The following is a 26,829-nucleotide window of genomic DNA, read 5'->3' as shown; positions in this document are numbered from 1 at the left end:
GCGTCGCACTCTTGTACTTTCTAAACAGGAATGAGCTTTTAGCTGTTAGCCATTAGCTACTAGCCAGCAGCCAATATCTTTTCTACAGCCCAAGTGTGCGACGCAAGTAAAGTTGAGCAGAGATATAGAGCCAGGCTAATAATTTTCTACTTCCATTTATTGGCCAGCGTTTTTATAAAATAACCACCCACCACACTCCTCGCCTGAAACCCAACCTGTCTGCCATCAGTAGTTTCGTGCCAGTCGCTAAGCGGTACCCGTGTGGGTGTTGCCGAAGTAAACTTGTACACAGGAGCAATTAGTGCCTCAAAATCTTGCTGAGTATTGGCCATAGTGGCTGTCCATAAAATCCAGTCAGATTTTGTGTAGGTTTTGCGACTATCCAATGGCAGGCCAAATGCATTTTGTTTTGTTAGATAATAAGCAATTTCCTTCTGGTACACCTCGGATGGAAATAAATTAAGGTGCAAAATTTTATCCCAAACCATATTGTATTTCTGGCTCCAGGATGCCGGGTTATCAAACGTTAAACCATAATGGTCGCCGGCCTTGGCTAATTGCTGCCATTTGGCTGCCATGGTTGTAGCCAGTGCATTGTATTTGGCAGCTGTAGCTGTATCGCCCAGCATATTGGCCATCATGGCATAACCACCCACACCACAAATAGCTTTAATGGAAAGATTAGCATTGCGTGCCAGGTGACCGGCAAAATCATCGGTACATAATTGGTTGGTGGGGTCTAAGCCCTCGGTGGCCAGATAATTAGCCCATTGGGTTAAGGTAGCCCAGTGCTTTTTTGCATAGCTGGCATTACCATCGGCACGTGCAATAGCAGCGGCAAGAATAACCATATTACCACATTCCTCCACCGGCATATCTTCTCCATAGGTTTGACCGTTAGCCAGTGGGAAAGTACCTAAATCATGAGCAGCAAAAGGTTTGGCCCACTTGCCACTTTCGCTGTAATAAAAAATGCCATTTAACATGCCCTTCATTAATTCGGGGTTATACATTAAAAACAAAGGCGCAGAGGGGTAAGTAACATCAACGGTATTAATAGAGCCATTACTAAAATTTTCTTTGGATAAAAACAACAGTTCGCCCTGCGGACTTTTTACCAAACTGTGTGCTGCAATGCTTTGTCTGTAGGCAGTAATGCAAAGGCGGGCATAGGTTTCGCCACCGGCAGCCAGTGCATCGTTATAAATGGTATTATTCAGGGCCGTGCATTTTGCCAAAACGGGTTGATACTCGTTGTAAGCGGTATGCAATAACTTATCCATGGTAATACCGGGCTGCAATTTCCACCAGCTTTTCAGGTTTTGCTTAAAGTATTGAACGGCAAATAAATCGTCGTAGCCAATCATCAACATTTTCTCTCTGGCATCAGCGCCCAGTTTGCCAAAAGAAAAAACAGTGCTCATCATCAGGTTTTTGCCTGTAGCAAGGTTTACAGCAGCCGCTGCTTTTGGACTAATAAATTTGCGAATAGCCATATCAGCTGTAGTAATATGTTGTATTGCCTGTTGAGAAACCGGTGCTGCAATATACATGTATCCCCAATCTATGCGAAGATCGTCGCCCTTTTTTTGTAATACCTGTTGTGTAGTTGTACCGGCTTTTAAAACTGTTAATCCATTGCTGGTATATTGTGAAGCAATCACTTGTTGCGAAGGCATATCTACAGCCATATTGGTGGATGCGCCAAAATACAATTGCACATCATGCTGTTTACCATCAGTGGCATTGGCTTTAAAAGAAATATAGCTAACCGGTCTGGCCATCACATCCAAATCATTAATTAATAATGGTGATGTAAATGTTAGGGCAAGGTCAACAGCGCCACAGGTAAACTGGTAGCTGGTTTGTGTGGCATTTATGTTAACAGCTTTTTGCTGCGCAGGTAGAATAACATCTTCAGTAGCGGAAGGAACTGGTGCTGCACTTAAGCCCACATCCAGCCAGGCACCGCCTGCTGTATTTTTACAATAAATTGCCAACACATTTTTGCCAATAACTAATTTGCTATTTACAGATTCATCCAGGGCAAAATATTCAGGTTTGCCATTCCAGCAATCGCAGGTATAAATTTTTTCGCCATTCAGGTATACCACTACATTATCATCGTGATGTAATTTTAAAAACAGCTTTTGCTTTGGGATGGCAGCTAGGGTAAAAGTTCTGCGCATCCACAATTGGGTTGATAACCACAGCGTATTTGCGTAGCTCTTATCATCACTAAAGGGCGCAGTTGTTGTTTTCCATTTATTATCCTCAAAACCGGTGTTCATCCAGCCATCAGCAGGTGTTGCTTCAGTAAATTTACAGGTGTATGGTTTTTCATCGGCCGCTGCCAGAATGGTTTCGGGCAACCTTTCTTCTTTGCCTAAGAATCGATAAGTGGTGCCGTCTATTTTTATGTATCCCAGCATGGATTGATTAGCGCCAGTCCAATGTTTGGTGGCTGATGCATTTAACTCATCCGTAAACGACCATACACTAAAATAGGGATTGTGCGTAATTAATGGGTATGCAGGCGCTTTACTAACTTGTGCCTGTAATGATTGCACTAACAACAGAGCGCATACTAATTTTATATAAAAAACTGATTTCATATGTATGTATTTATGGGGACCAAACAATAGTTTTTCATAGCATCACCGCTTGCGTCGCACTCTTGTACGTTGGAAACAGGATGCAGCCAATTCAGCAAAAAATATAATGATGGTTTGTAAAATTTAATTTTTACCGGTTAAAGACATAATGGTTCTAATTTCTGCCGAACTAAATGGGGTGCCATCTTTTCTAAAAATATCATGAAACCAAATGGCAGGTTCGGCACCGTTAGGCATGGGCGTATCCCAGGCATAAATGGTATTGGTTTTGCCTGATACAAAACCCCAGTTAAAAGCGGCCACATTATGTTGTTTAAGCAAGGGCATAATATTTTCAAAACGGCTACCCCTTGTACGGGCCATATACTCAGTACAAATTAAAGGGCGGCCATATAATTGCAAACTGTCTATTACCTGCGCATGCTCTACTTCATTACTATAATTGTGGTAAGTAATTACATCATCGTTGGCCAGTTGAAAGGCATTGAGCTCTTTTAAATCGGGTGACCATACACCGGATGACAATGGCTGATCAGGATTAATTTGTCTGCCCCAGCTAAATACTTTTTGCAACAAGGGAAGGCTTTTATTACCATAACCACTATTACCGGGTTCGTTATATACATCCCATAACAAAATTCTTTTATCGTGTTTAAAATTGGTTAGCACGTCTTTAACATAGCGCTCCAATACACTTATTAATGCAGGATCATCGTAGTACAATTTACCCGGATCTCTTAACCAGCCTGAATTATGAACACCAATCTTTGGCGCAGGTTGAGTACCGGCTTTGTAGGATTCATTCCAGCAATCGTCAAAAAAAACAAACATGGTGCTGATATGGTGTTTATCTGAAATGGAAAGGTAGGTATTCATGCGCTGAATAAATCCTTTGGGATCTTGCTGCCAGGCCAGGTGATGCAGAAATACCCGCATAGAGTTAAAGCCAATTGATTCGGCAAAACCCAGCTCCCGATTAATAGTAGCTGTGTCAAAGGAGGCCTGCTGCCACATTTCAAGCTGGTTTATGGCAGAGCTGGGAGAGAAATTGCTGCCACGTATCCACGCCTTTGCACTATACCATTCATTGGCTTGTTGTTTTGACCAAACAGCCCTTTCTTTTTGTGCATTTACCGTATTTGTACAACAATAGATTGCTACCAGTAATAACAGGATTATATTCTTCTTCATGTGCAAGCTTTTAAATGATTTTTACTGACTGAATGTATTAATTAAATTGATGCATTGCACTTTTATATGATGTAAAGTTTGGGGTGGGTAAAAACCAACTGTTTAAAGGTATGATTGCACGGCTTTATTAACTGATATTCTTTGCTGAATAGTCTTGCTGCCGCACAAGAGTGCGACGCAACGGATGCTTAATAGCCAACTTGCTGCCGGGCTAATACCTGTCATTTATCTAATTAGCTTTGAATGCTATGCGGCAGGTGCGCAAACTTTTTGAATAGCGTTTTCTATGATATTAATAGCCGCCTGAAGTTGTAGGCGGGTAATGATAAGCGGCGGACAAAGCTGCAAAACATTGCCCTGAGATACTTTAAAACTTAAGCCATTTTCGAGACAGTTGTACATTACTATTTCTGCTTCTTTTACTGCTTTTGTTTTAGTGGTTCTATCTGTTACCAATTCTATACCCCACAAAAGGCCAATGCCTCGCACATCACCAATTATACTATACCGCTCTTTTAATGCAAGGAGATGCTGCCGCATAAATATTTCGTCGGACTGTACTTTGGCAATAATATTTTCCTGCTCAATATATTCTAACATAGCCAATGCAGCCACGCTGCCCAGCGGGCTTTTTTCGTGGGTATAATGGCCAAGGGCAACATCTTTGGCAATATTATATTCATCTCGACAAACAATAGCTGCAAAAGGAATAATGCCAGCACCAAGGCCTTTACCCAAACAAACAATATCGGGTTCTATTCCATAATGTTCAAAGGCAAACATTTTACCGGTACGGCCAAAAGCAATAGGTATTTCGTCGAGTATTAATAACACATTGTATTGAGTACAAATGGCTCTGATTCTTTGCCAGTAAGCCTTTGAAGGAATTTGCACATCGGTATTACGAATGGTTTCGGCAATAAAAGCACCAATAGAGGAATCGCTTTGTAAATTAGTTTCCAGGGCATTGGCATATTCAATTTCATCGCCATCGTTACGGTAAGTAGTTGGCTGAGGAATATTGGCCGTTTCGTTAACAGCAGGGCCCATATACCTTTTAAACTGCTCTTCACCACCAGCTGCAATAGCATCAATGGAGGCGCCGTGAAATGAATCGGCTAGCGAAACTACTTTGTATTTGCCCGTTATAACACGAGCCAGTTTTAATGCTATACCAATGGCGCTGGTACCTCCTGGTGTAAATAATACTCTTTTTAGGTTTCCGGGAAACAAATCGGTTAATTTCTTTGCAAAAGCTATAGAAGGGATATTGGTATACCTGCGCGGAGAAAATGGCAAAATATCCATTTGTTGTTTTAAGCGGTCTACCACATAGGCATTCCTGTATCCAATTTGGTGTACATTATTGCCATGAAAATCCATATACTGTTTACCACTTACATCAGTAAGATAAATGCCCTCACAGGATGCCAGCACATCTAAACAGGGTGTAGATAATGACTGGTGTAAAAACACCTCGGCATCTTTATCCAGCCATTCTTTTGTTCTTGTGTCAATAATATCATACCAGTTTTTTCTCGACTCGGCAAAATTTACATCTCCTTCGGTAAGCAGGCTGTTTTCCTTCATGGTGTGTTATCCCTATAAATGAATCATTACTTATACTGTTGCAAGATAATGCAGGCCTATAGATTTGAAAGCGCAAACCAAATATTTGCAGTAGATTTTTTTTGAGCCCGGCAACTAATTTGCATGGCAGCTTTACTTGCGTCGCACACTTGTACTAAAGGCCATTAGTGAGCCTTTAGCAGCCCATTTGAATAAGCAGAAAATGCCAATAATAAAGCTTGAACATAAAATATATCCAAATAAAAAGCCCTTCCATACAGAAGGGCTTTTACCATTAAAAGAAAGTTATTAAAATACATTGTACCCAAAACTAATATAGTATAAACCACCTATATAAGGGTTGCCAAATGCATTTTGGTAATAGTTATTAAATATGTTGGTACCACCAATTTTGATAAGGTTTTTAGACTTACCGGGTTTGTAACTAATCTGCATATCCATTGTACCAAAAGAAGGAATAGTAGCAGCTGCAAAAGTACCCTGATACTCCACTTCACTTTGCCATTTGTAAATAAGATTAAATCCAAATCCTTTATATGCATTTGCGTTGGCAAAGCCTAAATTATACCTGTTTTTAGGTGTGTTAAAAAATGTAACCAAACCGCTTGGTACATCAACCAATTGATCAGTATAGTAGTTGGCAAGTATTTTATATCCTTTTCTACCAATTTGGTAATCCAAGCCAATACCAAAGCCATTTGCTTTTACTGGTGTTGGGCTATTTACCACAAAAGAATAATTGGTGGTAGTGAAAGGGCTGGCTAATTCTGTGTATACATTTGCCGGAACGCCACTAACTCCACGACCCACTGCAGAACGGGCAATAAAATCTTTGTATTTGCTATTATAGTAATAGGCATCAACCAATAATTTTTTCCCAATTATTCCCCTGTAGCCAATTTCAAATGATTGTACACTTTCTGGTTTTGCAGCTGTAAACGCAGATTGTTTTAGTAAAGTAGGGTTTGGTGCACCTGCCCCAACTGAAGCCCTGTATGCTACTATACTTTCAGAAGAATAAACTGGATTTGTAGAAAATTGATATAGGTCAGCAAAATAAGGTAAGCAACCTATAAGTATACTTCCAGGTGTAATCAAATTAATCCACTGATCCTGATTGGTTGGAAAACGATATGCCTGCTGATAAGATAAACGAATATTATTTTCTTTAGCCACTTTTATAGAAGCAGTAACCCTTGGGGTAAAACGGCCATCAAAGTTTTTGTTTTTATCATAACGTCCGGCAGCAGTTAGTTTTAATACATCTTTTAAGAGTGATTTTTGTAATTGGATATAACCACCTACTTCACCAATTTTGATTCTGCCATCACCATCCGCAAAAATGGTACCTTTTGAATTCAATGAATATTGTCTGTAACTGGATCCAATCAACACATCCACAAATTTTACGTATTGAGACAGGTTCCATTGTCCTTCATATTGCCATAAGTCAGATTTATCGGCAAACTGAGATCCGCCTTCGCTAATAGGTGTAGTAATAGATTTATTAAATGCATCTTTAAATGCCTGTGTACCTGGTACTAATCTGCCAGCATCGGCTACACTGCGGGCATAGGCATGAGCTGCATCAGAAGGTGTACCGGCCAACACGGCTCCGGAATAGTTACCTACATACTGGCCCAGCCAATCACCATTAGATTTCCAGGTGCTGTTAACTGCAATGGCAGTAAGTGTTGATGCATAAGAATCGCCGGAATTTTCCTGGGTAGTATATCCTCTTAAAAACCAGTTCTTGCTTTTAAATTCCAATTTATACTGCCCAATCTGAAAATTCTTTAGTGCATATCTATCTGCACCAGTATACACTGATGTACCACTACCCCAGTTTCCAGTTAAAGAAGCTTCTGTATTACTGGAAATTTTATAATACAATCCACCGGAAAATTTGAAGTTGAATGTATTATAGTCTACAATATCTTTTTCATCATACCCGGTGCGGCTTACAGATTGTGCACCATAAATATTATTTCTTGACCCAAAATAAAATGGCACTAAATTTTGTACAGTTGGTTGAAGTTCTGCTGGCAGTGAACCTATAAAAGCTCCAATTTGTTCTTGAGTTGCATTTGCAGGAAGACTTGCATTTAATGCCGCAATTATATCCAACTGCCCACCTGTAGCTTGTAAAATACCTTGTTGTGTCTGGAATTGCACAGCTTGTGCAAAACTACTCATATTTGCACTTATTTCATCCCCAAACACATTCACCCCATCATAATTGGGATCGCTGTTTCTGTCACCGGATTTAGGTGAGCTTATTACATTATTACGTAACAGGTTGGTTTTATCATCAGCCTGCCAGTCATCGGCCTTAATATATTGGGCGCCAAATTTAAAGGCGAATTTATCAGATACTTTCTTGCCCCAACGCAAACTCCAGTCATAAAAAGGAGAAGCTTTTTGGCGGCTATCACCCATATGCATTACACCCTGTTTTACCTGAAAACTTAATCCCTGGTATTTAAAAGGGTCTTTACTACTTATCAGCAAAGTACCATTCATACCTCCAGATCCATATAAGGCAGAAGACGCACCTGGCAACAATTCCATATTATCCACATCCAGCTCAGTTAAGCCAATCACATTACCAACTGAAAAATTCAGGGCAGGAAGCGTATTATCCATGCCATCTACCAACTGATTAAAACGTAAGCTACCGCTACCATTAAAACCACGGGTACTTGGTGTTTTAAACATATAGCCCGAGGTGGTTATGTCAACACCTTTCAGGTTTGCCAATGCATCATAATAACTTGCACCTGGTGCATTACGAATGTTTGCTGCGCTCACTCTTTCAATTGATACCGGCGATTCTAAAATCCTTTCAGGCAACCTGGATGCTGCCACAACTACTTCAACCCCCAATGCAAAAGAAGGGTCAAGTTCAATATTCAATGCCTGCCCATTTCCGGTATATTCAACTTCTTTTGGTGAATATCCAACAGAACTAATCACCAAGGTAAATGGCGGCTTTTGTGAAGTTGAAAACTTAAAATTACCCTTATCATCAGTATATGCTCCCACCGAACTGCCCTTAATAGTTACAGAAACAGCATTTATGGTTTCTTTAGAACTGCTGTTGGCAATTTTACCAGACACAGTAATTACTGTTTGTGCTAATACTGTTGTCATACTCAACAATACAGCCATAAAAAGCATCGGAATTCTCATTAATTTTTTCATAAAGCAAAAAATTTGGTAAATCGTTAACAATAATAACAATTGTTATCTTAACTGGGAAATTTTTATTTGGTTCAAAATCCCATACTGCAATATTTTAAAACAGGAATTACAGGCTTTTAGAATTTATATGATATTTTTGATTCATGGCAAATTTTAAATTCCCTCAACAAACCGCTTTTTATAAAGGAAAAGTAAGAGATGTATATAGTATTGGCAGCGATTGGCTGGTAATGGTAGCCAGTAACCGCATTTCAGCATTTGATGTTATTCTGCCAGAACCTATCCCCTTTAAAGGCCAGGTATTAAACCAGGTGGCAGCCTATATGCTAAATGCTACAAAAGATATTTGCCCCAACTGGCTGGCAGATACACCTGCCCCACATGTTGCCATAGGCAAAAGATGTGAGCCTTTCAAAATTGAAATGGTGGTTCGCGGAAATCTTACCGGGCATGCCTGGCGCACTTATTACTCTGGCAAAAGAATACTTTGTGGTGTTACTATGCCCGAGGGAATGAAAGAAAATGATTTCTTTCCAACACCAATCATAACACCGTCTACCAAAGCATCAGAAGGACACGATGAGGATATTGCGGCTGATCAAATTATTGCTACCGGATTAGCTACTGCCCAACAATGGGAAACCTTGTGTAAATACACATTAGCACTATTTGCCCGCGGTAAAGAAATTGCGGCCAAAAGGGGTTTAATACTGGTAGATACCAAATATGAATTTGGCATTATGAATGATACCATTTACCTGATGGATGAAATTCATACACCAGATTCCTCCCGCTATTTTTATGCTGATGGTTTTGAAGAGCGTCAAACCACAGGTGAACGCCAAAAACAACTTAGTAAAGAGTTTGTAAGAGAATGGCTTATCAGTAACAACTTCATGGGTAAAGAAGGCCAAACTGTTCCCGTTATGACACCAGAATGGATTCAAACTATTTCCAAACGTTATATTGAATTATACGAACAGGTAATTGGCGAAGCATTTGTGCCCCAGCAAATCAGCGAAGATGAAACCTATCAGCGCATTGTAAACAGCCTAACCGCCAATGGTGCATTGTAATTTTATGTACCCGGCTACAGAAAATATCTGAGGCTTTACTTGCGTCGCACTCTTGTACAGCAAAACATTTGGCAGCAAAAAAATTAATATAAAAAAGTAAAAGCTACCAGTTTTAGGTAGCTTTTACTTTTATTGGCAGTAATGTTATTGAAGTAAATCATCCATGTTTCGATCATTGGCAATTTTGCCTTTCATCTCCAGCATTCGCATATCTTTTGCATCCTGCAAAAATTCCGAAGCAAAAATAAACTTGTTCAGCAAATCATTTTTACTAAAAATAATTTCCTTGTTGGTGCCTTCCCACTCTTTACGCCCCTGATATAAATACACAATATGATCTCCAATTTCCATAACACTATTCATATCGTGTGTTACTACAATAGTGGTAGTGTTAAACTCCTGGGTTAACTCTTTAATTAATTTATCAATTACCAACGATGTTTGCGGGTCTAAACCAGAATTGGGTTCATCGCAAAAAAGGTATTTTGGGTTTAGTACAATTGCCCTGGCAATACCCACTCTTTTTTTCATACCGCCACTAATTTCTGCGGGGAATTTTTTATGAGCATCCTTTAGTTCCACCCTGGCAAGTACTTCGTTTACCCTTTTCTTTTTATCACTGTGGCTAAGCGTAGAAAACATGTCCAGCGGAAACATAACATTCTGCTCCACCGTCATAGAATCAAATAATGCCGAGCCCTGAAACAACATTCCAATTTGTTGGCGCAGTTCTTTTCTTTCTTCATCATTCATGGCCAGCATATCTTGTCCGCCAAAGCTTACACCACCGCTATCAGGTTTAAACAAACCTACCATACATTTGGTAAGTACGGTTTTGCCGCTGCCACTGGTACCAATTATCAGGTTGCATTTACCTGCTTCCATAACGGCACTTATATCTTCCAGCACTACTTTGTCGCCAAAGGATTTTTTTATATTATTAACCTCTATCATTTTTGAGCTTCTGTATTTGAATAACTTTTAAAATACAAATATCTGTATGAAAGATACAACCAAATACTAAAGTTTTGAATGTATGGGCATAGAAGTTTGGAACTACCGGCCATTGTTTCAAAAAAAATGCATCCCCCGTAAACAAAGGATGCATTTTTGCTGCTTAAAGTATTTGAACGTACAAGAGTGCGACGCAACGGATGCACAGTTAATGTTATTTTGCCGGGCCAATAAAAGCACTACAATACTTCAATCTGGTTGCGCAGCAAATCCTGAAACTCATCTCTTTTTCTTATTAATAAAGCTTCTCCGTTTTTCACCAATACCTCGGCGGGTTTTAAACGCGAATTAAAATTGCTACTCATTTCAAAACCATAGGCACCGGCGTTATAAAACACAAGATAATCGCCTTCGCGAACTTCATTTATTTTTCTGTCCCAGGCAAAAGTATCTGTTTCGCAAATATTACCTACAACGGTGTAAATACGCTCAGGTCCGTTTGAATTACTAATGTTTTCTATACGATGATAGGCCTCGTAAAACATGGGGCGTATCAGGTGATTGAACCCGCTGTTTACACCTACAAAAACCGTTGCCGTGGTTTGTTTGATAACGTTGGCTTTTACTACAAAATATCCGGATTCGCTTACCAGAAATTTACCCGGCTCAAACCAAACCTGCAGGCTTTTACCGGTTTCTTTTTGATACTCATTAAAGGCCTCAGATAGTTTTTGTCCCAGTTTATTTACATCGGTAGCATAATCATCTTCGTGGTATGGCACTTTAAAGCCGCTGCCCAAATCAATAAACGCCAGGTTAGGAAAATGGCTGGCCATTTCGAACATCACTTCCAGGCCTTGTAAAAATACATTTACATCTTTTATTTCGCTACCGGTATGCATGTGCAAACCTGCTACATGCAGGCCGGTGGATTTTACAATACGCTCTATATGGCGCATCTGATGGATAGAAATACCAAATTTGCTATCGATATGGCCTGTAGAAATTTTAAAATTTCCACCTGCCATAATATGCGGGTTTAAACGAATACAAACCGGATAGGTATTGCCATACTTATTGCCAAACTGTTCAAGGATGGAAATATTGTCGATATTAATATGTACTCCTAAATTTTTACCGGCTTCAATTTCTTCAAAATCTACACAATTGGGTGTAAACAAAATTTGGTTTGGTTCAAACCCTGCCTGCAAACCCAACTTTACTTCATTAATACTTACACAATCCAAATTAGCCCCCAGTTGGTGCATTAATTTAAGAATATTAATATTGGTTAATGATTTGCATGCATAAAAAAACCTGGCATTACATGCTGCAAACGCATTGCTTAACAGGTTAAATTTCTCTTCAATCTTCTCTGCATGATATACATATACCGGACTGCCAAACTGGTTGGTAATACTAATTAGTTGTTCTTTGGTAAGTTGCTGAGACATAAAATTCTAAATTAAATATGGTTTGATTGTATAAGGTGTTATAACAAAAATAAAGCCCTTGAAAAGGGCTTATATATTAAATTTCAGGAGTTTCCTCATCTGTATGTTCATCTATATTGCCCGGGTCGTTGTCTGATGCTCCAGCATCAGCCTGTTTATCTTCGGGCATTTCGGTAGTATTGATAATAAGATCCCCATTACTGTCTACCAACAAAGTAGATTCGTCTTTTGCCTCTTCCACATCAGAGGTAAACATGCCTGAATTAATTATAGTAGGTTCAACCATTTGCTCGGCGAGCACTTCTCTTATTTTGGGTAAATCAGCAGGTGTATTAATACCAAAATAATCCATAAAATTCTTTGAAGTAGCATAAATCAAAGGCTTACCGGGCATATGTTCATTTCTTCCGGCAATAATAATTAGTTCCTTTTCCAGTAATTTCTGAATGCTGTAATCACTGTTTACTCCACGAATACTTTCAATTTCCCCTTTGGTAATGGGTTGTTTATAGGCAATAATGGCAAGTGTTTCAATGGCGGCATTAGATAAGCGCTTTAAAAAGCGTTCGCCATTTAATTGGGCCAATGTTTTATGGTATTCTACCTTGGTAAGAAATTGCCAGCCACCACCACTTTGTCTCATTTCAAAAGGGTAAAATTCAGATTGGTATTTCTCCCTAATCCCTTCAATACAAGAATCCACCTGATCTAAAGAAATACGCTCCTCCATAAAGCCAAATGCATTGTTAATTAACTCAACAATTTCCAAATTGGTTAATGGTTTTTCGCTGGCAAAAATAAGCGCTTCTATATGTGGTATAATTGTACTTAATTCCATTATATGGCTATAGTTTGATGGCTGAAAGTTAATACAATAGCCACACAAACAAATTTCTTAACCCTGCAATGCGGCTGCACCACTTACAATTTCAGTTAATTCAGTTGTAATGGCCGCCTGACGGGCACGGTTATAAGATATTTTTAAAGATTTGAGCAATTCATTTGCATTTTCACTTGCCTTATCCATCGCAGTCATCCTTGCACCATGCTCACTTGCATTGGCATCAAGAACTGCTTTGTATAATTGGGTGTTTAATATTTTAGGCATCAGCTCGGCAATTAACTCTGCCTTATCGGGCTCATAAATAAAGTCGGCTTTTTTATTACCCGTTTTTTGCTGCACTTTGGGGATAGGCAAAAACTGCTCTGCTACAAAACTTTGGGTAGCAGCATTTTTAAATTGGCTGTATACAATTTCAACCGCATCAAATTCTTTATTCTCAAAAGCCTGCATAGCCGCTTTTGCAGCAGACTGAACATTCTCAAAAGTCAGGTTTAGAAAAATATCTTTGTAGGTATCACTGGTTTTAAAGCCTGTTTTAGTTAAGCTCTCATACCCTTTTTTACCAATATTCCAAACAGCAATATTGCCTTTTTGGTATTGTACAGGGAACTTCTCTTCCATTACCTGTTTGGCCAGCTTAACAATATTTGAATTATAAGCACCACATAAACCACGGTCGCTGGTAATTACAATCAGCAAAACTTTTTCAACAGCGCGTTCGCTGGCCAGTTTAATACTAATATCTCCATCAGCATTGCTAACAATATTGCTCAACATTTCCTGCAGCTTTTGCGCATAAGGCCTCATTTGAATAATAGCATCCTGAGCACGGCGTAACTTTGCCGCACTTACCATTTTCATTGCCTTGGTTATCTGCTGCGTACTTTGTACCGACTTAATACGATTTCGAACTTCTTTTAACTGGCCTGCCATACTGTAAAAGTTTCTTTTTTCAGATTGTTAAGTTATTAACCCATTGTAGGAGTACAACTTTCTTTCGGGGGGCAAAGGTAACGGAAACAGGCTAATTTTTTACAGCCAAATACAGATTCTCATTTTTTTTATAAAACGCTGTAAAACAGGCCATCAACCGGGCAAAAACTAAGCAAATTGCTTAAAAACGCCTTATTGGCCAGGCAAAACAACAACTTTCACCTGCCGTTGCGTCGCACTCTTGTACAAAAGATAGGCTATGCAGCAAAACAGGAAAGGCAAATTATCTGCTGCCGGTATTACACTGAATAAATATTTTATTTTAAGATTCAACTTATTTTATACTTTCAATTATCAATCAAATACATATGCCATACAAAATTGAAGACATAGAAGGAATAGGTGTAACCTACGGACAAAAGCTAAGAGATATTGAAATTGCCACAACCGGTGCCCTGCTTGAAAAAGGCGCCACTAAAAAAGGCCGCCAGCAAATTGCAGCAGCTACAGGCATACCTGAGTCATTGATACTAACCTGGGTAAACCATTCAGATTTATTCAGAATAAAAGGCGTTGCAGGCCAGTTCTCAGAGCTGCTGGAAGCTGCTGGAGTAGATTCAGTAAAAGAATTTGCCACCAGAAATGCTGAAAATCTGCATGCCAAACTTGCTGCAACAAATGAAGAATTGGGTTTAAGTGGCCGTACCCCATCAATAGAGGCTTTAAAAGAAATGATTGCACAGGCAAAAACGCTTGAAGCAAGGATTACCCATTAATTTGAGGAAAGCAAATTGAAAAACAGCTGTTATTTGAAACAGTCCATAAAATAAAGGCACAACGATTTTAGTACCATGAACAAAAATATCGCCATTATTGGCGCAGGTATAAGCGGCATGGCAACGGCTTATATGCTATTGAGGAAGCAGTATAATATTACCATTTTTTCAAAGGCATTTTCACCACACATAACCAGTAATAAAGCTGCTGCTTTTTGGTTTCCCTATCATATACGTAACGATAAAAGGGGTATATATTGGTGTAATACCAGCTATGAGCATTATTCAAGCTTTGCCAACAACCCAAAATCAGGTGTAAGTATGCACCAGCTAATAAAAGTTGTGGCTAATGGCGTTAACGAAGAGGAACCGGTTTGGAAAGATTTTATGCCCCAGGGCAGCTATAAAATGGTAGATGCCGACAAATTACAGCCAGGCTTTTCCAAAGCATACGATGTGCAAGTACCTTTAATTGAAACCCAGATTTTTTTACCCTATTTACAGCAGTTACTTATACAAAATGGGGTAGCATTTATTGAAAAAGGGATACAACATTTTGAAGATCTGAGCTGGGATTATGACCTGGTAATTAATTGTGCAGCACTCGGTGCCCGGGAACTTTGTAACGATGAAAGCATTTTTCCGGTGAGGGGGCAGGTGGGGCTTTTAAAGCCCAAGGAAGGTTTACCTATTTTTTTAGATAATGAAAAGCCGATGTATATAGTTCCCCGTAAAGATGCCATTATAATTGGTGGCACTTATGAAGAACGTATAGAAACTGAAGTAACTGAGCCTGAAACCATTAAAAGATTGATTCAAAATGCCTGCGAACAGTTTCCGGCTTTAAGAAGCTTGCCGGTAATTGGCAGCTGGGCCGGACTAAGGCCTTATCGCCATGATGTTAGGGTTGAGCATGAGCAAGACACCAATATTATACATAATTATGGCCATGGCGGCAGTGGCTTTACACTTGCCTTTGGTTGTGCAAACACTGTAAAGGAAATAACAAATACTTTTTTTAATGGGTAATTTATTCTGCGTGAGGGATAGCAGCGGAAAGCCCGCAACGCAGCGCAGCGAAGTGAGGACTTGCAGCGTATAGCCCGGCCCGCAGGGCACGCCATATTAAATTTAACTATACATGAATACTGTAACAATAAGAAAGGCGGTTATTACTGACTGCCCGGGTTTGCTTGGGCTAATTAAAGAACTGGCGGTGTACGAAAAGGCACCTGATGAAGTAACTGTTTCCTTATCGCATTTTGAAGAAAGCGGTTTTGGGAATAAACCGGTTTGGTGGGCATTTGTGGCAGAAGAGCAAGATACAATTATTGGATTTGCACTGTATTATATACGATACTCCACCTGGAAAGGACAAAGAATGTACCTGGAAGATCTGGTAGTTACAGAAAAAGCCAGGGGTAAAGGAGTTGGTAAATTATTATTGGATGCACTTATTACAGAAGCAAAAGAAAAAAAACTGAACGGCATTGTTTGGCAGGTGTTGGAATGGAATGAACCGGCCATTAATTTTTATAAAAAATATTATAACGCCAATATGGATGGCGAATGGATTAATTGCAGCATTGTAGTATAATTCAAACCTTTATTTTGAAAACTAAGCCTTATACCTAAAATTTTGGACAAGGCAATCCCTTGCTACCCGGAGGACGCTTAATATAGATTAATGAGATTTCTACTCCACCCCTGCTTTGAGAAGCGGTTTTAAGTTCTGAAGTGTTTATATCGTAGGTAACACCCAAACGCATACTATTAAACTCAAGCCCTACATAGGGTATAATTGCATCGCCTAAACGCAGCCAGCTACCGGCATAAAAACTTACCGGGTTATCTGTGGTTTCCAGTGTAGTTGCTGCAAATTGCATGGCAGCGCCAATTAATGTTTCGCTGGCTTTGGCCTGGGTACTGTATAAGGCACTTATATGCAATGTAGTTTGATCACCCGTAGGAAAATAACCTCCGGCATGAAATGTTGCCCTTGGATTTAACAGATAATAGGCCCCGGATAGAAAATTTTGTTTTGGCCTGTTAATATGGTATAAACTAACGCCTGCATAAATATTATTTCTATCGCTGGTGCTGCTGGTGTATAAGATACCGGCATTAATATCCATATAACTGTTCTTTAGGGTGGTGTTACCAAAAGACTCGCTGGTGGCACCTGTAAAGCCCAGAGGTGTTAACTGATCTTCAAATTTTAAACTGGCAGGATTAATTAGCATATTGCTATAGGTACCCTGCAAACCAACACCTATTTGTTTATAGCCATCTTCATCTAAACCTTTATGAAAAGCAGTAGAAACAGAAGCATAATTAAAAGACACTGCACCATCAGCACTTTTATCGCTATAACCCATCAGGCCTACCCCCCAGGTATCACGAAAATCAAGTGCTTTTTTAAGCAAGGGGAAATCTACTGAAACCGTACCTGTTTGATATGCCCTGTTAATAGTTGGCCATTGATTGCGGTAGTTACCTGCCACCCGAACGGTACCATCAAACTTGCCGGTAAATGCCGGGTTTAATGTTAAAGGGGAAGAAAAAAATTGCGAGAAATGCGGATCCTGCGCTTTAAGTAAAACGGCAGCAAGCAACATTGTACATAATAAAAGTATTTGTCTCATCAACAGCTTTTGATTAGTAATGAACGAATTAACAGCCGGAATATTTTCTTTTCGGCTTTTATAGCTATTAAAATTGGGCTTTGGTACCAAATGCCAGGTCTCCGGCATCCCCTAAACCGGGCACAATATAACCTTTTGCGGTAAGTTCATCGTCAATATCGCCGCACCAAATGCAAATTTCATCTCCTGCCTGGCTAACAACGTGCTCTACCCCTACCGTACAGGCAATTGCACAGGCAATATGAATTTGAGCCGGTTCTCCTTCCTGCTTTATGGCTGCAATGGTTTTAACCAATGATGCGCCCGTTGCCAGCATGGGATCGCTGATAATAACAATCCTGTTTTCTATAGATGGGCAGCTAATATATTCCAGCTCTATATCAAATGTGCCATCCATATTATGTTTACGATAAGCCGAAATAAATGCATTATCAGCCTTATCAAAAAAATTAAGTAAGCCAGTATGCATGGGCAGTCCTGCACGTAAAATGGTTGCGAGCACCGGTTGTTCCTGCAACACTTTACTATTGTGAATGCCTAATGGCGTGGTAACTTCCTGCTCTACCCAGGGTAAAGTTTTGCTTATTTCATAGGCAATTACTGCAGCTATACGCTCCAGGTTATTGCGAAAACGCATACGGTCGCCCTGAATATCAATATTACGCAATTCACTTACCCAGTTGCTAACCAGGTTATGCTGTTCACTTAAATTAATAACCATACTGCTAAGATATGATATGGACTAAGATAAATTAAAATACGTTGCATTATTATGGCATATTTTAAGTTGCATATTGTTTTTTGGGAGCCTGGCGCCAGTTTAAAAATGATTAGTTCCTTGCGTCGCACTCTTCAACGCCTGAAATACTATTGGGCTTTAATACACTCACAATTCTATCTCCGATCGCAATTTTGCCCGGCTTTAGCAGAACCCTGCAGTGTGCGACGCAAGTAAAGCCTAATGCCCATTCTTTTGCCTGTCCAATAACATTTACTTAGTAGTTAACCTTAACTTCTTTGTAACCGGTTTAGTGTTTTATTGTATTCGTATTGCAGGTCTTCGTGCAACTGGGCATTTGATTTTCGGATTTTTTTAATCTGCTGATCATACAAATTTTGCAGGGCTGTACTACGGTGGGTGGGTATGGCCAACGCCTTGTAAAGTTGGCAAAAATGTAAAAGTAATTCTGTTTCTACCATTGCAGAAGCAGTATATTTTATATGTTTATTAGTGATTCTTAGAATTTTGCGCAGCGTTTTTTTGGCAAAGTATAGATTAGTAGTGTGCACATTTTCAAATTCCTGTTCCATCATTCTTTTTACAGATTGTATATATCCATCGGTATCGTGTGCTTCGAACAATAAAAAACTGATAAGTTCTTTATTTTCTTTTTTAAACTTGCCCAGGCGTAAACAAAGGTCTATTAGTTCATTGGGGGCCAAATTGTGCAAGGCTTGCTTTATATCGCTTATACCGGCAGTTTTCATGTGTAATGCTTAATTAATTCTAAAAATAAACAGAACCTAGCCTAAAATAACTAGGCATTTTTTAAAAATAACCCCGAATGAGCTACTCCAAAACGAAGTTGAAGGTATCTTACGCATTAACAAAAACACATATATGCCAGATTGATTTTGGGTTAATAAATATAAAAAAACAGTTTCCAAACAGGCGTTTACCGGTTTACCTACTAATTTCTAAACCAACAAATTAGATATAAAAAGCATGGCAAAATAAATTATTGGTATAAATAAGAAATAATCCTAAATTTACTATACAATATCCGTGAAAAATGTAGGAAATAGCCCATTATTGAAGACAATCAGGCAGTATATTTCTTGTTTTTTCCACAAACTATCGGCATATCAAATCCTTAAACAATTTTGTTGTGTCCGTATAACCTGAAAGCATTTAAAAAGATTTACCCTATGAGTAAATTACTTTTTAATAGATATTCTCAGTTTCAGAAACAGTTTAATTACTTTTTCGAAATGGTTATTTTGATTTTTTTGACGGTTTAAAATTTGAAATCATGAATAACATTCATTCAGGATTTGTCTTTAATGCAGTGATGGTGGTAGACGATACTTTTACAGATCGTTTTATAGCTGAGCACTATATTAAGCTTTGTAAAATGGCTCCCCGTATTATTATGCAGGATTCAGGAAAGAATGCACTGGAATACCTTATTGAAAACGCAAACAACAAAGCATTACTGCCCGCGATTATTTTTCTTGACATTAGGATGCCCGAAATGGATGGATTTGAGTTTTTGGACCGGTTTGTACATTTAACCGAAAACATACACGACCATTGCCATATTTATATGTTAAGCAGTTCATTAGACCCCGAAGATTTTAAAAGAGTAGAAGAATACAGTTTTGTTAAAGGCTTCATCAGCAAACCTTTAAATGTTGAAAAAATAAATACCGTTACTACCGGTGTGCATGTTTAGTACAGTTATTTAAATTTTATCTTCCCCCTACCCATTAAACCTTTTCCCCCTTATTACATCTTATAGGTAGTATTTACCCAATACTATTAACTTTACCATCGTTTATAGGCTTTTGAATGTTATATGTGATGGCATTTATTTCACCATGCAAAATAAAATCTATGAAGTTTAAAAATATTATTCCCTTATTATTTGCATTATTCCTGTTTACCATTACAGCAAATGCCCAAAATAATGAAACACCCACAGATTCCCTTGGGCTTCCGGGAGACAATCTTAATCTTTATGCTGTTTTAAAAATATTTAAGGAGTCTGAAACACTTGAGCTATTTGAGAAAAAGCTAAACGACGAGGCGAATAAAATCAACAATCTTGACCTGGATGGTGATAATAAAATAAACTATATAAGGGTTGTTGATAACGCTAAAGATAATTTCCATGCCATTGTATTACAGGTAGCTATTAATGAAAAGGAAAATCAGGATGTAGCTGTAATTTCAGTGGACAAAGATGATAAAGGTAATGTAACCATACAGGTTACAGGGGATGAAGAGTTATATGGAAAGGATTATATTATAGAACCCGATTATGATGACGGCACAAGCACCCAGGTTTCCGGAACCCCTAACCCAGGTTACCAGGCGCCTGATAATAACCCCATTATTGATGGGCAAAAAATAATTGCAGAAAAAACCACCCCTTACGAAGTGGCTGGTTGGCCGGTAGTACAATATATGTTTTTGCCCAGCTATGTACTATGGGTATCTCCATGGCATTATCATTACTACCCTTCTTACTGGAGGCCCTGGACGCCCTTTTACTGGCATTATTACTATGGGTATCATTATCACTACAATAGTTATTACTATGCACATTATCGTCGCTGGCATTATCATCGTTCGTATTGGTGGAATGATTATTATTACAGGCCACGAAGATCAATTTCTATTACTGTAACCACCAGAAGACAAAGTGGTTATTACAGAAAAACCTATTCAAGGCCTGATACCAGAAAACAAGGCTCTTCATATTATTATCAAAGAAATCCATCAGCACAAAAACCTGCAGTAAGGCCGCCAGCTAATAGGCCCTCAACAAGACCTGCAGTGAACAAGCCTGTAACCAGACCTGTAGTAAAACCGCCGGTAAACAAACCAGTTACCAGGCCAGTAGTTAAACCGCCAGTAAATAAGCCTGTTACAAGACCGGCCGTTACCCCACCTGTTAATAAACCAGTTACCAGGCCCGCAGTAAAACCGCCGGTTCAAAAACCATCAACAAGGCCTGTAATTAAACCAGGGAGATATTAAACATATTTTAAAATAGCTTCACCCGGTTGAAGCTATTTTTTTGCCTGTAGCAACGAAGTAAAAAATGGAATTAACTGCTCAGCCATTTGGGTATGCTCTGCAATGGTTGGATGGCCGGAACAGCCAGTTGCAGTTACAGGGCTAAATTCAAATACACGAATAGGTTTATCACTATTATTTTCCAATGCATTTGCCTTTGCCTGAATAGCTTTTAAACAGCCGGTAAGCATTATTGCATTATTACCAGTTACCATTGGGCTGGTAAGCAATACAATTTGTGTTGTTGGATAATGCGTGTAAATAGTATGTATAAAATGCAAATAGGTATTTACAAAAACAGCAGAGTCGAAAGCGGCTCTGGCAGTTTTTCCATCACCTGCGCTTAGGTCGTTAGTACCCAAAGCAATGCTTACTATGCCGGGTGTGAAATTGCTAAACTGCCAGGTTTTTGTTGTTGTATTCAAATAGGCATTTTCATATTGTTGCGGTACGGTTGGGCCATCGCTATTCCAGTTGCGGTAAATACCTGCACCGCTAATAGCACTCAGCATAAATCCCGCATGCAAGGCCCTAGCCACCTGTGGTGCATAGCTCCAGTAAGCATTGTGTTGATCGTACCACTTACTGCCATTACCACAAGGAATTTCCCGGGTATCATTCCCCATACCGCAGGTAATACTATTGCCAATAAATTCAATATGAAAGTTTTCAGCAGGCAATGCTTTTAATTGCAGTGCTTCAACCCTATTTACAACCACAACCCCATTTTGAGCCTCAGTTGCTTTATATATTCGCAATACATGCCAGTCCCGATTTTTATCTGCCTTTATCACAAAGCTTTCGGGTAATTTGCTGCTAACTTTTAAGCGGCCCTTATATTGGTTGTCCAGTTCTATTGCAGCATAATTATAATCGCCTTCGCCTGCCAGATTACTTAATTGTATGATACATGAATCGCCTTTAAACTCAAACCCTGCAATAGCTGCGGAGCTTATTAATTCAACATTACCATTGGCATCCTGTAAGGTGCGCCCCATATAGCTTACCTGTTTATTACTTGCGGTAAATACATGCATGCGACTGCTAGAACAAGCACAAAATAATAATGCAATCCATAGGGTAAAAACAATTCTCATATCAGCTTATTTTATGGTACAATGTTAGGTAAAATTATGTAGCCATCTGTACAATCATAATTGAAGCTTTACTTGCCACGCTCGGTTCAGGGTTCCGGTTAAATGGCAGCAGTTTTTAAAAACCAACGCAATATACTGCTGCCCGTTGTTTAGAACGCACAAGAGTGCGACGCAAGTTAAGTTGCATAATGAAATATTGCCTGGTCAATAAATAAACAGGTACTTTTTTGCCTGCGCAAATAAGTACCTTCATGTGCGAAAAAAACAAATAATTAAATTATACAAAAGATGAAAAAATGCCTGACCATATTGATTTTACTGTGTATGATACACCATGTACAGGCACAAAAAAAAGCCATTTTTAAAGTAATTGGTTTTTATACCGCCCAGCAGGATCAGGCCCATATAAGTTTTGTTCACGAAGCAAATACGTGGTTTAGTAAAATGGCCCTACAATATCATTTTGTATACGATTCTACCAATAACTGGAATAATTTAAATACAGATTTTCTGGCTCAGTACCAGCTGGTTTTATTTTTAGATACTAGACCAGAAACACAAAACCAGCGACAGGCTTTTGAAACCTATATGCGCAACGGCGGCGGATGGATTGGATTTCATTTTGCAGGATTTGCTTTAACCCCATCAGATTATCCGCAAAACTGGGATTGGTATCACAACGAATTTATTGGCGCTGGTCAATACAAGGGTAATACCTGGCGGCCAACATCGGCAATACTACAGGTTGAAAATAAAAAATCACCATTTACCCGGCATTTACCTGCTACATTTTCCTCATCGCCCAATGAATGGTATAGTTGGGAAAAAGATATTCGCACAAACCCTGATATAAATATTCTACTTTCAATTGATTCATCCAGCTTTCCATTGGGTACGGGCCCAAAGCCTTATGAGATATGGCATAGCGGCTATTACCCTGTAGCCTGGACTAACAAAAAATACAATATGGTGTATGTAAATATGGGCCATAACGATATTGATTATGAGCATGGCACCAACAAAGAATTATCGTTTCAGTTTGCCAATGAATTACAAAATAAATTTATTATTAATACAGTGCTTTGGCTGGGCAAACATGCAAATACACCATAGAAGTGCTTACTTAAAAAATGTCTTCGTTAATAGCAACAAAAACTTTGTCTCCTACTATATAATTTTGGTTTGTTGCATAGATATGTAATAGCATACCTTCTGCCATAACATCAAGTATCATAAAACTACCATAAAAAAGCACTTTTTCTATAGTGCCGGATATGGCATTTTGGGCTTCGGGCACAATAGCAAACTGCTCTGGTCTTATAATTGTCGAATGGCTTAGGATGTTGCTGTTTGAGGAAACTAATAAATGCTTGGCTTTATCCGGGGGAATAAGTGTATATAACCCAAATAATCCGGCACAATATTCATTTATTGGTTGCCTGTATATTTGTTTGGGAGTACCGGTTTGCAATATTTTCCCATCTTTTATAACCATTATAGTATCAGCCCAGGAAAGCACATCCGCAGCATCATGCGATACCAGAATACAACTAATACCCAATTGTTCACTTATGGCATGGATAACAGATTTTATAATGTGCTTGTGCATCATATCCAGATTAGAAAATGGCTCATCCAGCAATAATAATTTGGGTTTTGCAATCAATAATCTTGCTAAGGAAATTCGCTGCTTTTCACCTCCCGATAACTGATCGGTTCTTCGCTTTAATAGATGTGCTATGTGGCATACTTTAAAAATGGACATTGCCTCTTCTTCGGTAAGCTCATTGGTATATTCCAACTCTTCTTCTACCCGGTAATTATTGCGCAGCTCGAAATATTGAGAGAGGTAGGCAATATGTTTATGCCCCGGCAGCAATTTTTCATTTGGACCTTTTACCCTTTCTCCATCAATAAAAACAACACCTTCATCAGGTTGAATAAAACCGGCAATAATTTTAAGTAATGTAGATTTACCGGAGCCAGTTTCGCCAGATATGGCAATTTTCTCAAATGCTTGTTGGGTAAAACTTACATCGTATAATGTATTTACCTTACCAATATGTTGTAACGTCAAAAATGCCATATCAAAATTTCTATTTTAAAACCATATAATCTACCAGCCCCAATTTCATCCGGCCCGAAAATAAACCATTCATACAATAACCCAAGTAAAGCACGATCACAACTTAAATAAACAACTCACTTAGCTAAAATAATGGTAGAATTTCTATAATACTGTTTTTATTACCGTTCATTTAAATTTTACAGACTGCTATTAGTTTTTATCTACTTTTAAAAAAATAATTCCTTTTGTATGCATACAAAGCATTTTGTGTTAGCCTCTGCATTTTTTATGATGTTTTCGGCTTGTAATAATACCAATCCATCGCAAGAAACCACTTTAAAAGATGCTGTTATTGATAATTTAGACACCACCGTTAACCCCGGACAGGATTTTTTTATGTATGCCAATGGAGGATGGATTAAAAAGAATCCTATCCCCAATGAACAGGCTTCCTGGGGTATTGGCAATCTGGTAATTGAAGAAAACCTGGAAAGATTGCGCACCATAAGTGAGGATGCAGCTAAAGCAAATGGCGCACAGGGCACTCCGGATCAAAAGATTGGCGATTTCTTCACTACCGCTATGGATAGTAGTAAAATTGAAAAAGCCGGTATTACCCCGCTTCAACCCTATCTGGATAAAATAGCTGCCATTACAGATACCAAATCATTATTATCTACGGTGGCCCAATTAAAAGTAATTGGCTCAGGCACATTATTCGCCGATTTTGTTACCCAAGACGATATGAACAGCGAAGTAATGACCTTTAAATTATGGCAGGGTGGTATTGGCTTACCTGAAAGGGAATATTATTTCAAAAACGATTCTGCCACTATCAATATCCGTAAAGCGTATGTGCAGTATATCACGAATATATTAACCATGTCGGGCACCGATGCTGCAAAAGCAGCGCAGTCGGCCAAAAACATTTTAGCCCTGGAAACCAATCTGGCGTCAGCTTCACGTAAAATTGAAGACCTGCGTGACCCTCATCACAATTATAATAAAATAGCTATTAGCGCATTAAGTGGTATTTCCAGTGTAATCGATTGGACCGCTTACCTGCAAACCCTTGGTGTTAAAAATATCGATTCAGTGATTGTGGGTCAACCCGAGTTTTTTAAAGCATTGGATAAAACATTGCAAACCGTAAGCATTGAGGACTGGAAAAGCTATTTGCGCTTTAACCTGATAAGCGATTTTGCCATTGCCTTACCAGATAATTATGGGATTGCTTCTTTTAATTTTAGTAAACTTTTTAGTGGCGCAACTGTACGTAAGCCCAGATGGAAAAGGGTTATTAGCAGCGAAGAAAATGCAATGGGCGAACTATTGGGCCAGCTTTACGTAAAAGAATATTTTAACGAAACGGCCAAACAACGATACAGCAATTTGGTAGAAGCCATTCGCACCGCCATGCATGATCGTATTGCCAATCTTAGCTGGATGAGCGACAGCACCAAACAAAGGGCCTTTGTTAAACTGGCGGCAGTTAAAAAGAAAGTAGGATACCCTGATAAATGGAAAGACTTTAGTGGCCTAACCATTGGCAAAGAAAGCTGGGTAGCCAATATTGTAAACGCCAACAGTTTCCGCTATAACAGGGAAATGAATAAATTAGGCAAGCCGGTAGACAGGGATGAATGGGATATGTACCCACAAACCTATAATGCCTATTATAATCCATCTAATAATGAAATTGTATTACCAGCCGGTATTTTCACCGTTCCCGGTTTTAGGGATGAAGAGTTAGACGATGCAGTTGTATATGGCTATGCCGGTGCTTCTACTATTGGGCACGAATTAACCCATGGGTTTGATGATGAAGGCAGGCAATTTGATGCAAAAGGCAATTTGCTTAGCTGGTGGACAAAAGATGATGAAACCACCTTTAATCAACGGGCCGAAGTAATGGTGAAGCAGTTTAATGCCTATGAGCCTTTACCGCAATATCATATAAATGGCAAGGCCACATTGGGCGAAAATATTGCCGACCTTGGCGGTATTTTGTTAGGCATAGATGCATTCAAAAAAACAGAACAATACAAAAAGGGTGAACTAATGAATGGGTTAAACCCCATGCAACGCTATTTTATTGGGTATGCGTTGGGCTGGCTTGGCCATGAAAGAGACGAAGTGCTGAGAAGCGGTTTGCTTACAGATGTGCATTCACCGGCCAAATACCGCGTTAACGGGCCATTTGCTGATGTAGACGAATTCTATACCACTTTTAACATAAAACAAGGCGACGCCATGTATATTGCAGATAGTGCAAGGGTGCGTATCTGGTAAAATTATTTATTACAATGAAATGCCCCGGTAACTAACAAATACCGGGTTTTTTTATTTGATAAGTATGAACCAAACTGTACATGCCTATGCAGCTTTTCTTGCGTCGCACACTTTTGCTTTCATAACAGTATGCAGCCTAAGGTAATTTTGTATATGCCATTAAAGCCGGGTACTATTCTACAGTACAAGAGTGCGACGCAACGGATGCACAATTTATAATACTGCAGTCCGGCTAATAATAAAACAATAAAGGCTTTCCGTGAAGAAAGCCTTTATCAAAGTTAA

21 protein-coding genes are annotated in these 26,829 nt (G+C 39.0%); 8 read left to right on the top strand and 13 right to left on the bottom strand.

Going from position 1 to position 26,829, the window contains the following annotated elements:
* Nucleotides 1-146: 146 nt before the first annotated feature.
* The 4 genes from GD597_RS04580 to GD597_RS04565 form a co-directional block, all read right to left on the bottom strand.
* On the bottom strand, nt 147-2,615 hold the full coding sequence (locus GD597_RS04580) for a glutaminase family protein (protein WP_171606645.1): 2,469 nt from the start codon (nt 2,613-2,615) through the stop codon (nt 147-149).
* Nucleotides 2,616-2,738: 123 nt separating this feature from the next.
* Entirely contained in the window at nt 2,739-3,806 is a 1,068-nt protein-coding gene (locus tag GD597_RS04575) for a glycoside hydrolase 5 family protein (protein ID WP_171606644.1), read from the bottom strand.
* Between the two features lie 246 nt (nt 3,807-4,052).
* Complete coding sequence (locus tag GD597_RS04570) at nt 4,053-5,396, bottom strand: aspartate aminotransferase family protein (protein ID WP_171606643.1); 1,344 nt, start codon at nt 5,394-5,396, stop codon at nt 4,053-4,055.
* 288 nt (nt 5,397-5,684) lie between these two features.
* Nucleotides 5,685-8,600: a TonB-dependent receptor gene (locus GD597_RS04565; RefSeq protein WP_235954183.1), complete on the bottom strand. Its 2,916-nt coding sequence runs from the start codon at nt 8,598-8,600 to the stop codon at nt 5,685-5,687.
* A gap of 143 nt (nt 8,601-8,743) precedes the next feature.
* On the opposite strand from GD597_RS04565, the gene GD597_RS04560 reads away from it, so the two are divergent.
* A complete protein-coding gene (locus GD597_RS04560; RefSeq protein ID WP_171606642.1) occupies nt 8,744-9,676 on the top strand; it encodes a phosphoribosylaminoimidazolesuccinocarboxamide synthase in 933 nt (310 codons plus the stop codon).
* Nucleotides 9,677-9,820: 144 nt separating this feature from the next.
* Here the strand turns inward: GD597_RS04560 and GD597_RS04555 are convergent, their stop codons facing one another.
* The 4 genes from GD597_RS04555 to atpG all read right to left on the bottom strand — a co-directional run bounded on the left by GD597_RS04555 (nt 9,821) and on the right by atpG (nt 13,861).
* The gene (locus GD597_RS04555; RefSeq protein WP_171606641.1) at nt 9,821-10,630 is read right to left on the bottom strand and encodes an ABC transporter ATP-binding protein; all 810 of its coding nucleotides are present in this window, start codon (nt 10,628-10,630) and stop codon (nt 9,821-9,823) included.
* 239 nt (nt 10,631-10,869) lie between these two features.
* Nucleotides 10,870-12,084 (bottom strand): diaminopimelate decarboxylase, encoded by a 1,215-nt coding sequence (lysA, locus tag GD597_RS04550; RefSeq protein ID WP_171606640.1) that lies wholly within the window; start codon nt 12,082-12,084, stop codon nt 10,870-10,872.
* A gap of 76 nt (nt 12,085-12,160) precedes the next feature.
* The gene (gene scpB / locus GD597_RS04545) at nt 12,161-12,922 is read right to left on the bottom strand and encodes an SMC-Scp complex subunit ScpB (RefSeq protein WP_171606639.1); all 762 of its coding nucleotides are present in this window, start codon (nt 12,920-12,922) and stop codon (nt 12,161-12,163) included.
* Nucleotides 12,923-12,979: 57 nt separating this feature from the next.
* Nucleotides 12,980-13,861, bottom strand: coding sequence for an ATP synthase F1 subunit gamma (atpG, locus tag GD597_RS04540; protein ID WP_171606638.1), 882 nt, complete (start codon nt 13,859-13,861; stop codon nt 12,980-12,982).
* A 368-nt stretch (nt 13,862-14,229) separates the two neighbouring features.
* On the opposite strand from atpG, the gene GD597_RS04535 reads away from it, so the two are divergent.
* The 3 genes from GD597_RS04535 (at nt 14,230) to GD597_RS04525 (ending at nt 16,234) form a co-directional block, all read left to right on the top strand.
* Nucleotides 14,230-14,637, top strand: a complete 408-nt coding sequence (locus GD597_RS04535; protein WP_171606637.1) for a DUF4332 domain-containing protein — start codon at nt 14,230-14,232, stop codon at nt 14,635-14,637.
* Between the two features lie 75 nt (nt 14,638-14,712).
* Nucleotides 14,713-15,666: an FAD-dependent oxidoreductase gene (locus GD597_RS04530; RefSeq protein ID WP_171606636.1), complete on the top strand. Its 954-nt coding sequence runs from the start codon at nt 14,713-14,715 to the stop codon at nt 15,664-15,666.
* Between the two features lie 112 nt (nt 15,667-15,778).
* Nucleotides 15,779-16,234 (top strand): GNAT family N-acetyltransferase, encoded by a 456-nt coding sequence (locus tag GD597_RS04525; protein ID WP_171606635.1) that lies wholly within the window; start codon nt 15,779-15,781, stop codon nt 16,232-16,234.
* A gap of 34 nt (nt 16,235-16,268) precedes the next feature.
* Here GD597_RS04525 and GD597_RS04520 read toward each other — a convergent pair whose 3' ends face one another.
* From GD597_RS04520 to GD597_RS04510, 3 genes are all read right to left on the bottom strand, one after another.
* Nucleotides 16,269-17,282 (bottom strand): PorP/SprF family type IX secretion system membrane protein, encoded by a 1,014-nt coding sequence (locus GD597_RS04520; RefSeq protein ID WP_171606634.1) that lies wholly within the window; start codon nt 17,280-17,282, stop codon nt 16,269-16,271.
* Between the two features lie 67 nt (nt 17,283-17,349).
* A complete protein-coding gene (gene upp, locus GD597_RS04515) occupies nt 17,350-18,003 on the bottom strand; it encodes a uracil phosphoribosyltransferase (RefSeq protein WP_171606633.1) in 654 nt (217 codons plus the stop codon).
* A gap of 287 nt (nt 18,004-18,290) precedes the next feature.
* A complete protein-coding gene (locus GD597_RS04510) occupies nt 18,291-18,770 on the bottom strand; it encodes a hypothetical protein (protein ID WP_171606632.1) in 480 nt (159 codons plus the stop codon).
* A gap of 545 nt (nt 18,771-19,315) precedes the next feature.
* Here GD597_RS04510 and GD597_RS04505 point away from each other — a divergent pair.
* Together GD597_RS04505 and GD597_RS04500 are read left to right on the top strand one after the other, a co-directional pair.
* Nucleotides 19,316-19,738: a response regulator gene (locus GD597_RS04505; RefSeq protein ID WP_171606631.1), complete on the top strand. Its 423-nt coding sequence runs from the start codon at nt 19,316-19,318 to the stop codon at nt 19,736-19,738.
* 161 nt (nt 19,739-19,899) lie between these two features.
* Entirely contained in the window at nt 19,900-21,048 is a 1,149-nt protein-coding gene (locus GD597_RS04500) for a hypothetical protein (RefSeq protein ID WP_171606630.1), read from the top strand.
* A gap of 32 nt (nt 21,049-21,080) precedes the next feature.
* On the opposite strand, the gene GD597_RS04495 is transcribed toward GD597_RS04500, so the two are convergent.
* The gene (locus tag GD597_RS04495) at nt 21,081-22,184 is read right to left on the bottom strand and encodes an SGNH/GDSL hydrolase family protein (RefSeq protein WP_171606629.1); all 1,104 of its coding nucleotides are present in this window, start codon (nt 22,182-22,184) and stop codon (nt 21,081-21,083) included.
* A gap of 288 nt (nt 22,185-22,472) precedes the next feature.
* On the opposite strand from GD597_RS04495, the gene GD597_RS04490 reads away from it, so the two are divergent.
* Complete coding sequence (locus GD597_RS04490) at nt 22,473-23,297, top strand: ThuA domain-containing protein (RefSeq protein WP_171606628.1); 825 nt, start codon at nt 22,473-22,475, stop codon at nt 23,295-23,297.
* A gap of 10 nt (nt 23,298-23,307) precedes the next feature.
* Here the strand turns inward: GD597_RS04490 and GD597_RS04485 are convergent, their stop codons facing one another.
* A complete protein-coding gene (locus GD597_RS04485; protein ID WP_171606627.1) occupies nt 23,308-24,270 on the bottom strand; it encodes an ABC transporter ATP-binding protein in 963 nt (320 codons plus the stop codon).
* Between the two features lie 231 nt (nt 24,271-24,501).
* Here GD597_RS04485 and GD597_RS04480 point away from each other — a divergent pair, with 231 nt between their 5' ends.
* A complete protein-coding gene (locus GD597_RS04480) occupies nt 24,502-26,544 on the top strand; it encodes a M13 family metallopeptidase (RefSeq protein WP_171606626.1) in 2,043 nt (680 codons plus the stop codon).
* The last annotated feature ends 285 nt before the right edge of the window (nt 26,545-26,829 follow it).

The sequence above is a fragment of the Limnovirga soli genome, assembly GCF_013106755.1.
Taxonomy (GTDB): Bacteria; Bacteroidota; Bacteroidia; order Chitinophagales; family Chitinophagaceae; genus Limnovirga; species Limnovirga soli.
The sequence above is the reverse complement of the archived record's forward strand: the minus strand, read 5'-3'. Positions and strand labels throughout refer to the sequence as shown.

Excerpts from the sequence above, each read along its gene's own strand:
- GD597_RS04580 (WP_171606645.1), bottom strand. The coding sequence starts at position 2,615 with ATGAAATCAGTTTTTTATATAAAATTAGTATGCGCTCTGTTGTTAGTG.
- GD597_RS04575 (WP_171606644.1), bottom strand. The coding sequence starts at position 3,806 with ATGAAGAAGAATATAATCCTGTTATTACTGGTAGCAATCTATTGTTGT.
- GD597_RS04570 (WP_171606643.1), bottom strand. The coding sequence starts at position 5,396 with ATGAAGGAAAACAGCCTGCTTACCGAAGGAGATGTAAATTTTGCCGAG.
- GD597_RS04565 (WP_235954183.1), bottom strand. The coding sequence starts at position 8,600 with ATGAAAAAATTAATGAGAATTCCGATGCTTTTTATGGCTGTATTGTTG.
- GD597_RS04560 (WP_171606642.1), top strand. The coding sequence starts at position 8,744 with ATGGCAAATTTTAAATTCCCTCAACAAACCGCTTTTTATAAAGGAAAA.
- GD597_RS04555 (WP_171606641.1), bottom strand. The coding sequence starts at position 10,630 with ATGATAGAGGTTAATAATATAAAAAAATCCTTTGGCGACAAAGTAGTG.
- lysA (WP_171606640.1), bottom strand. The coding sequence starts at position 12,084 with ATGTCTCAGCAACTTACCAAAGAACAACTAATTAGTATTACCAACCAG.
- scpB (WP_171606639.1), bottom strand. The coding sequence starts at position 12,922 with ATGGAATTAAGTACAATTATACCACATATAGAAGCGCTTATTTTTGCC.
- atpG (WP_171606638.1), bottom strand. The coding sequence starts at position 13,861 with ATGGCAGGCCAGTTAAAAGAAGTTCGAAATCGTATTAAGTCGGTACAA.
- GD597_RS04535 (WP_171606637.1), top strand. The coding sequence starts at position 14,230 with ATGCCATACAAAATTGAAGACATAGAAGGAATAGGTGTAACCTACGGA.
- GD597_RS04530 (WP_171606636.1), top strand. The coding sequence starts at position 14,713 with ATGAACAAAAATATCGCCATTATTGGCGCAGGTATAAGCGGCATGGCA.
- GD597_RS04525 (WP_171606635.1), top strand. The coding sequence starts at position 15,779 with ATGAATACTGTAACAATAAGAAAGGCGGTTATTACTGACTGCCCGGGT.
- GD597_RS04520 (WP_171606634.1), bottom strand. The coding sequence starts at position 17,282 with ATGAGACAAATACTTTTATTATGTACAATGTTGCTTGCTGCCGTTTTA.
- upp (WP_171606633.1), bottom strand. The coding sequence starts at position 18,003 with ATGGTTATTAATTTAAGTGAACAGCATAACCTGGTTAGCAACTGGGTA.
- GD597_RS04510 (WP_171606632.1), bottom strand. The coding sequence starts at position 18,770 with ATGAAAACTGCCGGTATAAGCGATATAAAGCAAGCCTTGCACAATTTG.
- GD597_RS04505 (WP_171606631.1), top strand. The coding sequence starts at position 19,316 with ATGAATAACATTCATTCAGGATTTGTCTTTAATGCAGTGATGGTGGTA.
- GD597_RS04500 (WP_171606630.1), top strand. The coding sequence starts at position 19,900 with ATGAAGTTTAAAAATATTATTCCCTTATTATTTGCATTATTCCTGTTT.
- GD597_RS04495 (WP_171606629.1), bottom strand. The coding sequence starts at position 22,184 with ATGAGAATTGTTTTTACCCTATGGATTGCATTATTATTTTGTGCTTGT.
- GD597_RS04490 (WP_171606628.1), top strand. The coding sequence starts at position 22,473 with ATGAAAAAATGCCTGACCATATTGATTTTACTGTGTATGATACACCAT.
- GD597_RS04485 (WP_171606627.1), bottom strand. The coding sequence starts at position 24,270 with ATGGCATTTTTGACGTTACAACATATTGGTAAGGTAAATACATTATAC.
- GD597_RS04480 (WP_171606626.1), top strand. The coding sequence starts at position 24,502 with ATGCATACAAAGCATTTTGTGTTAGCCTCTGCATTTTTTATGATGTTT.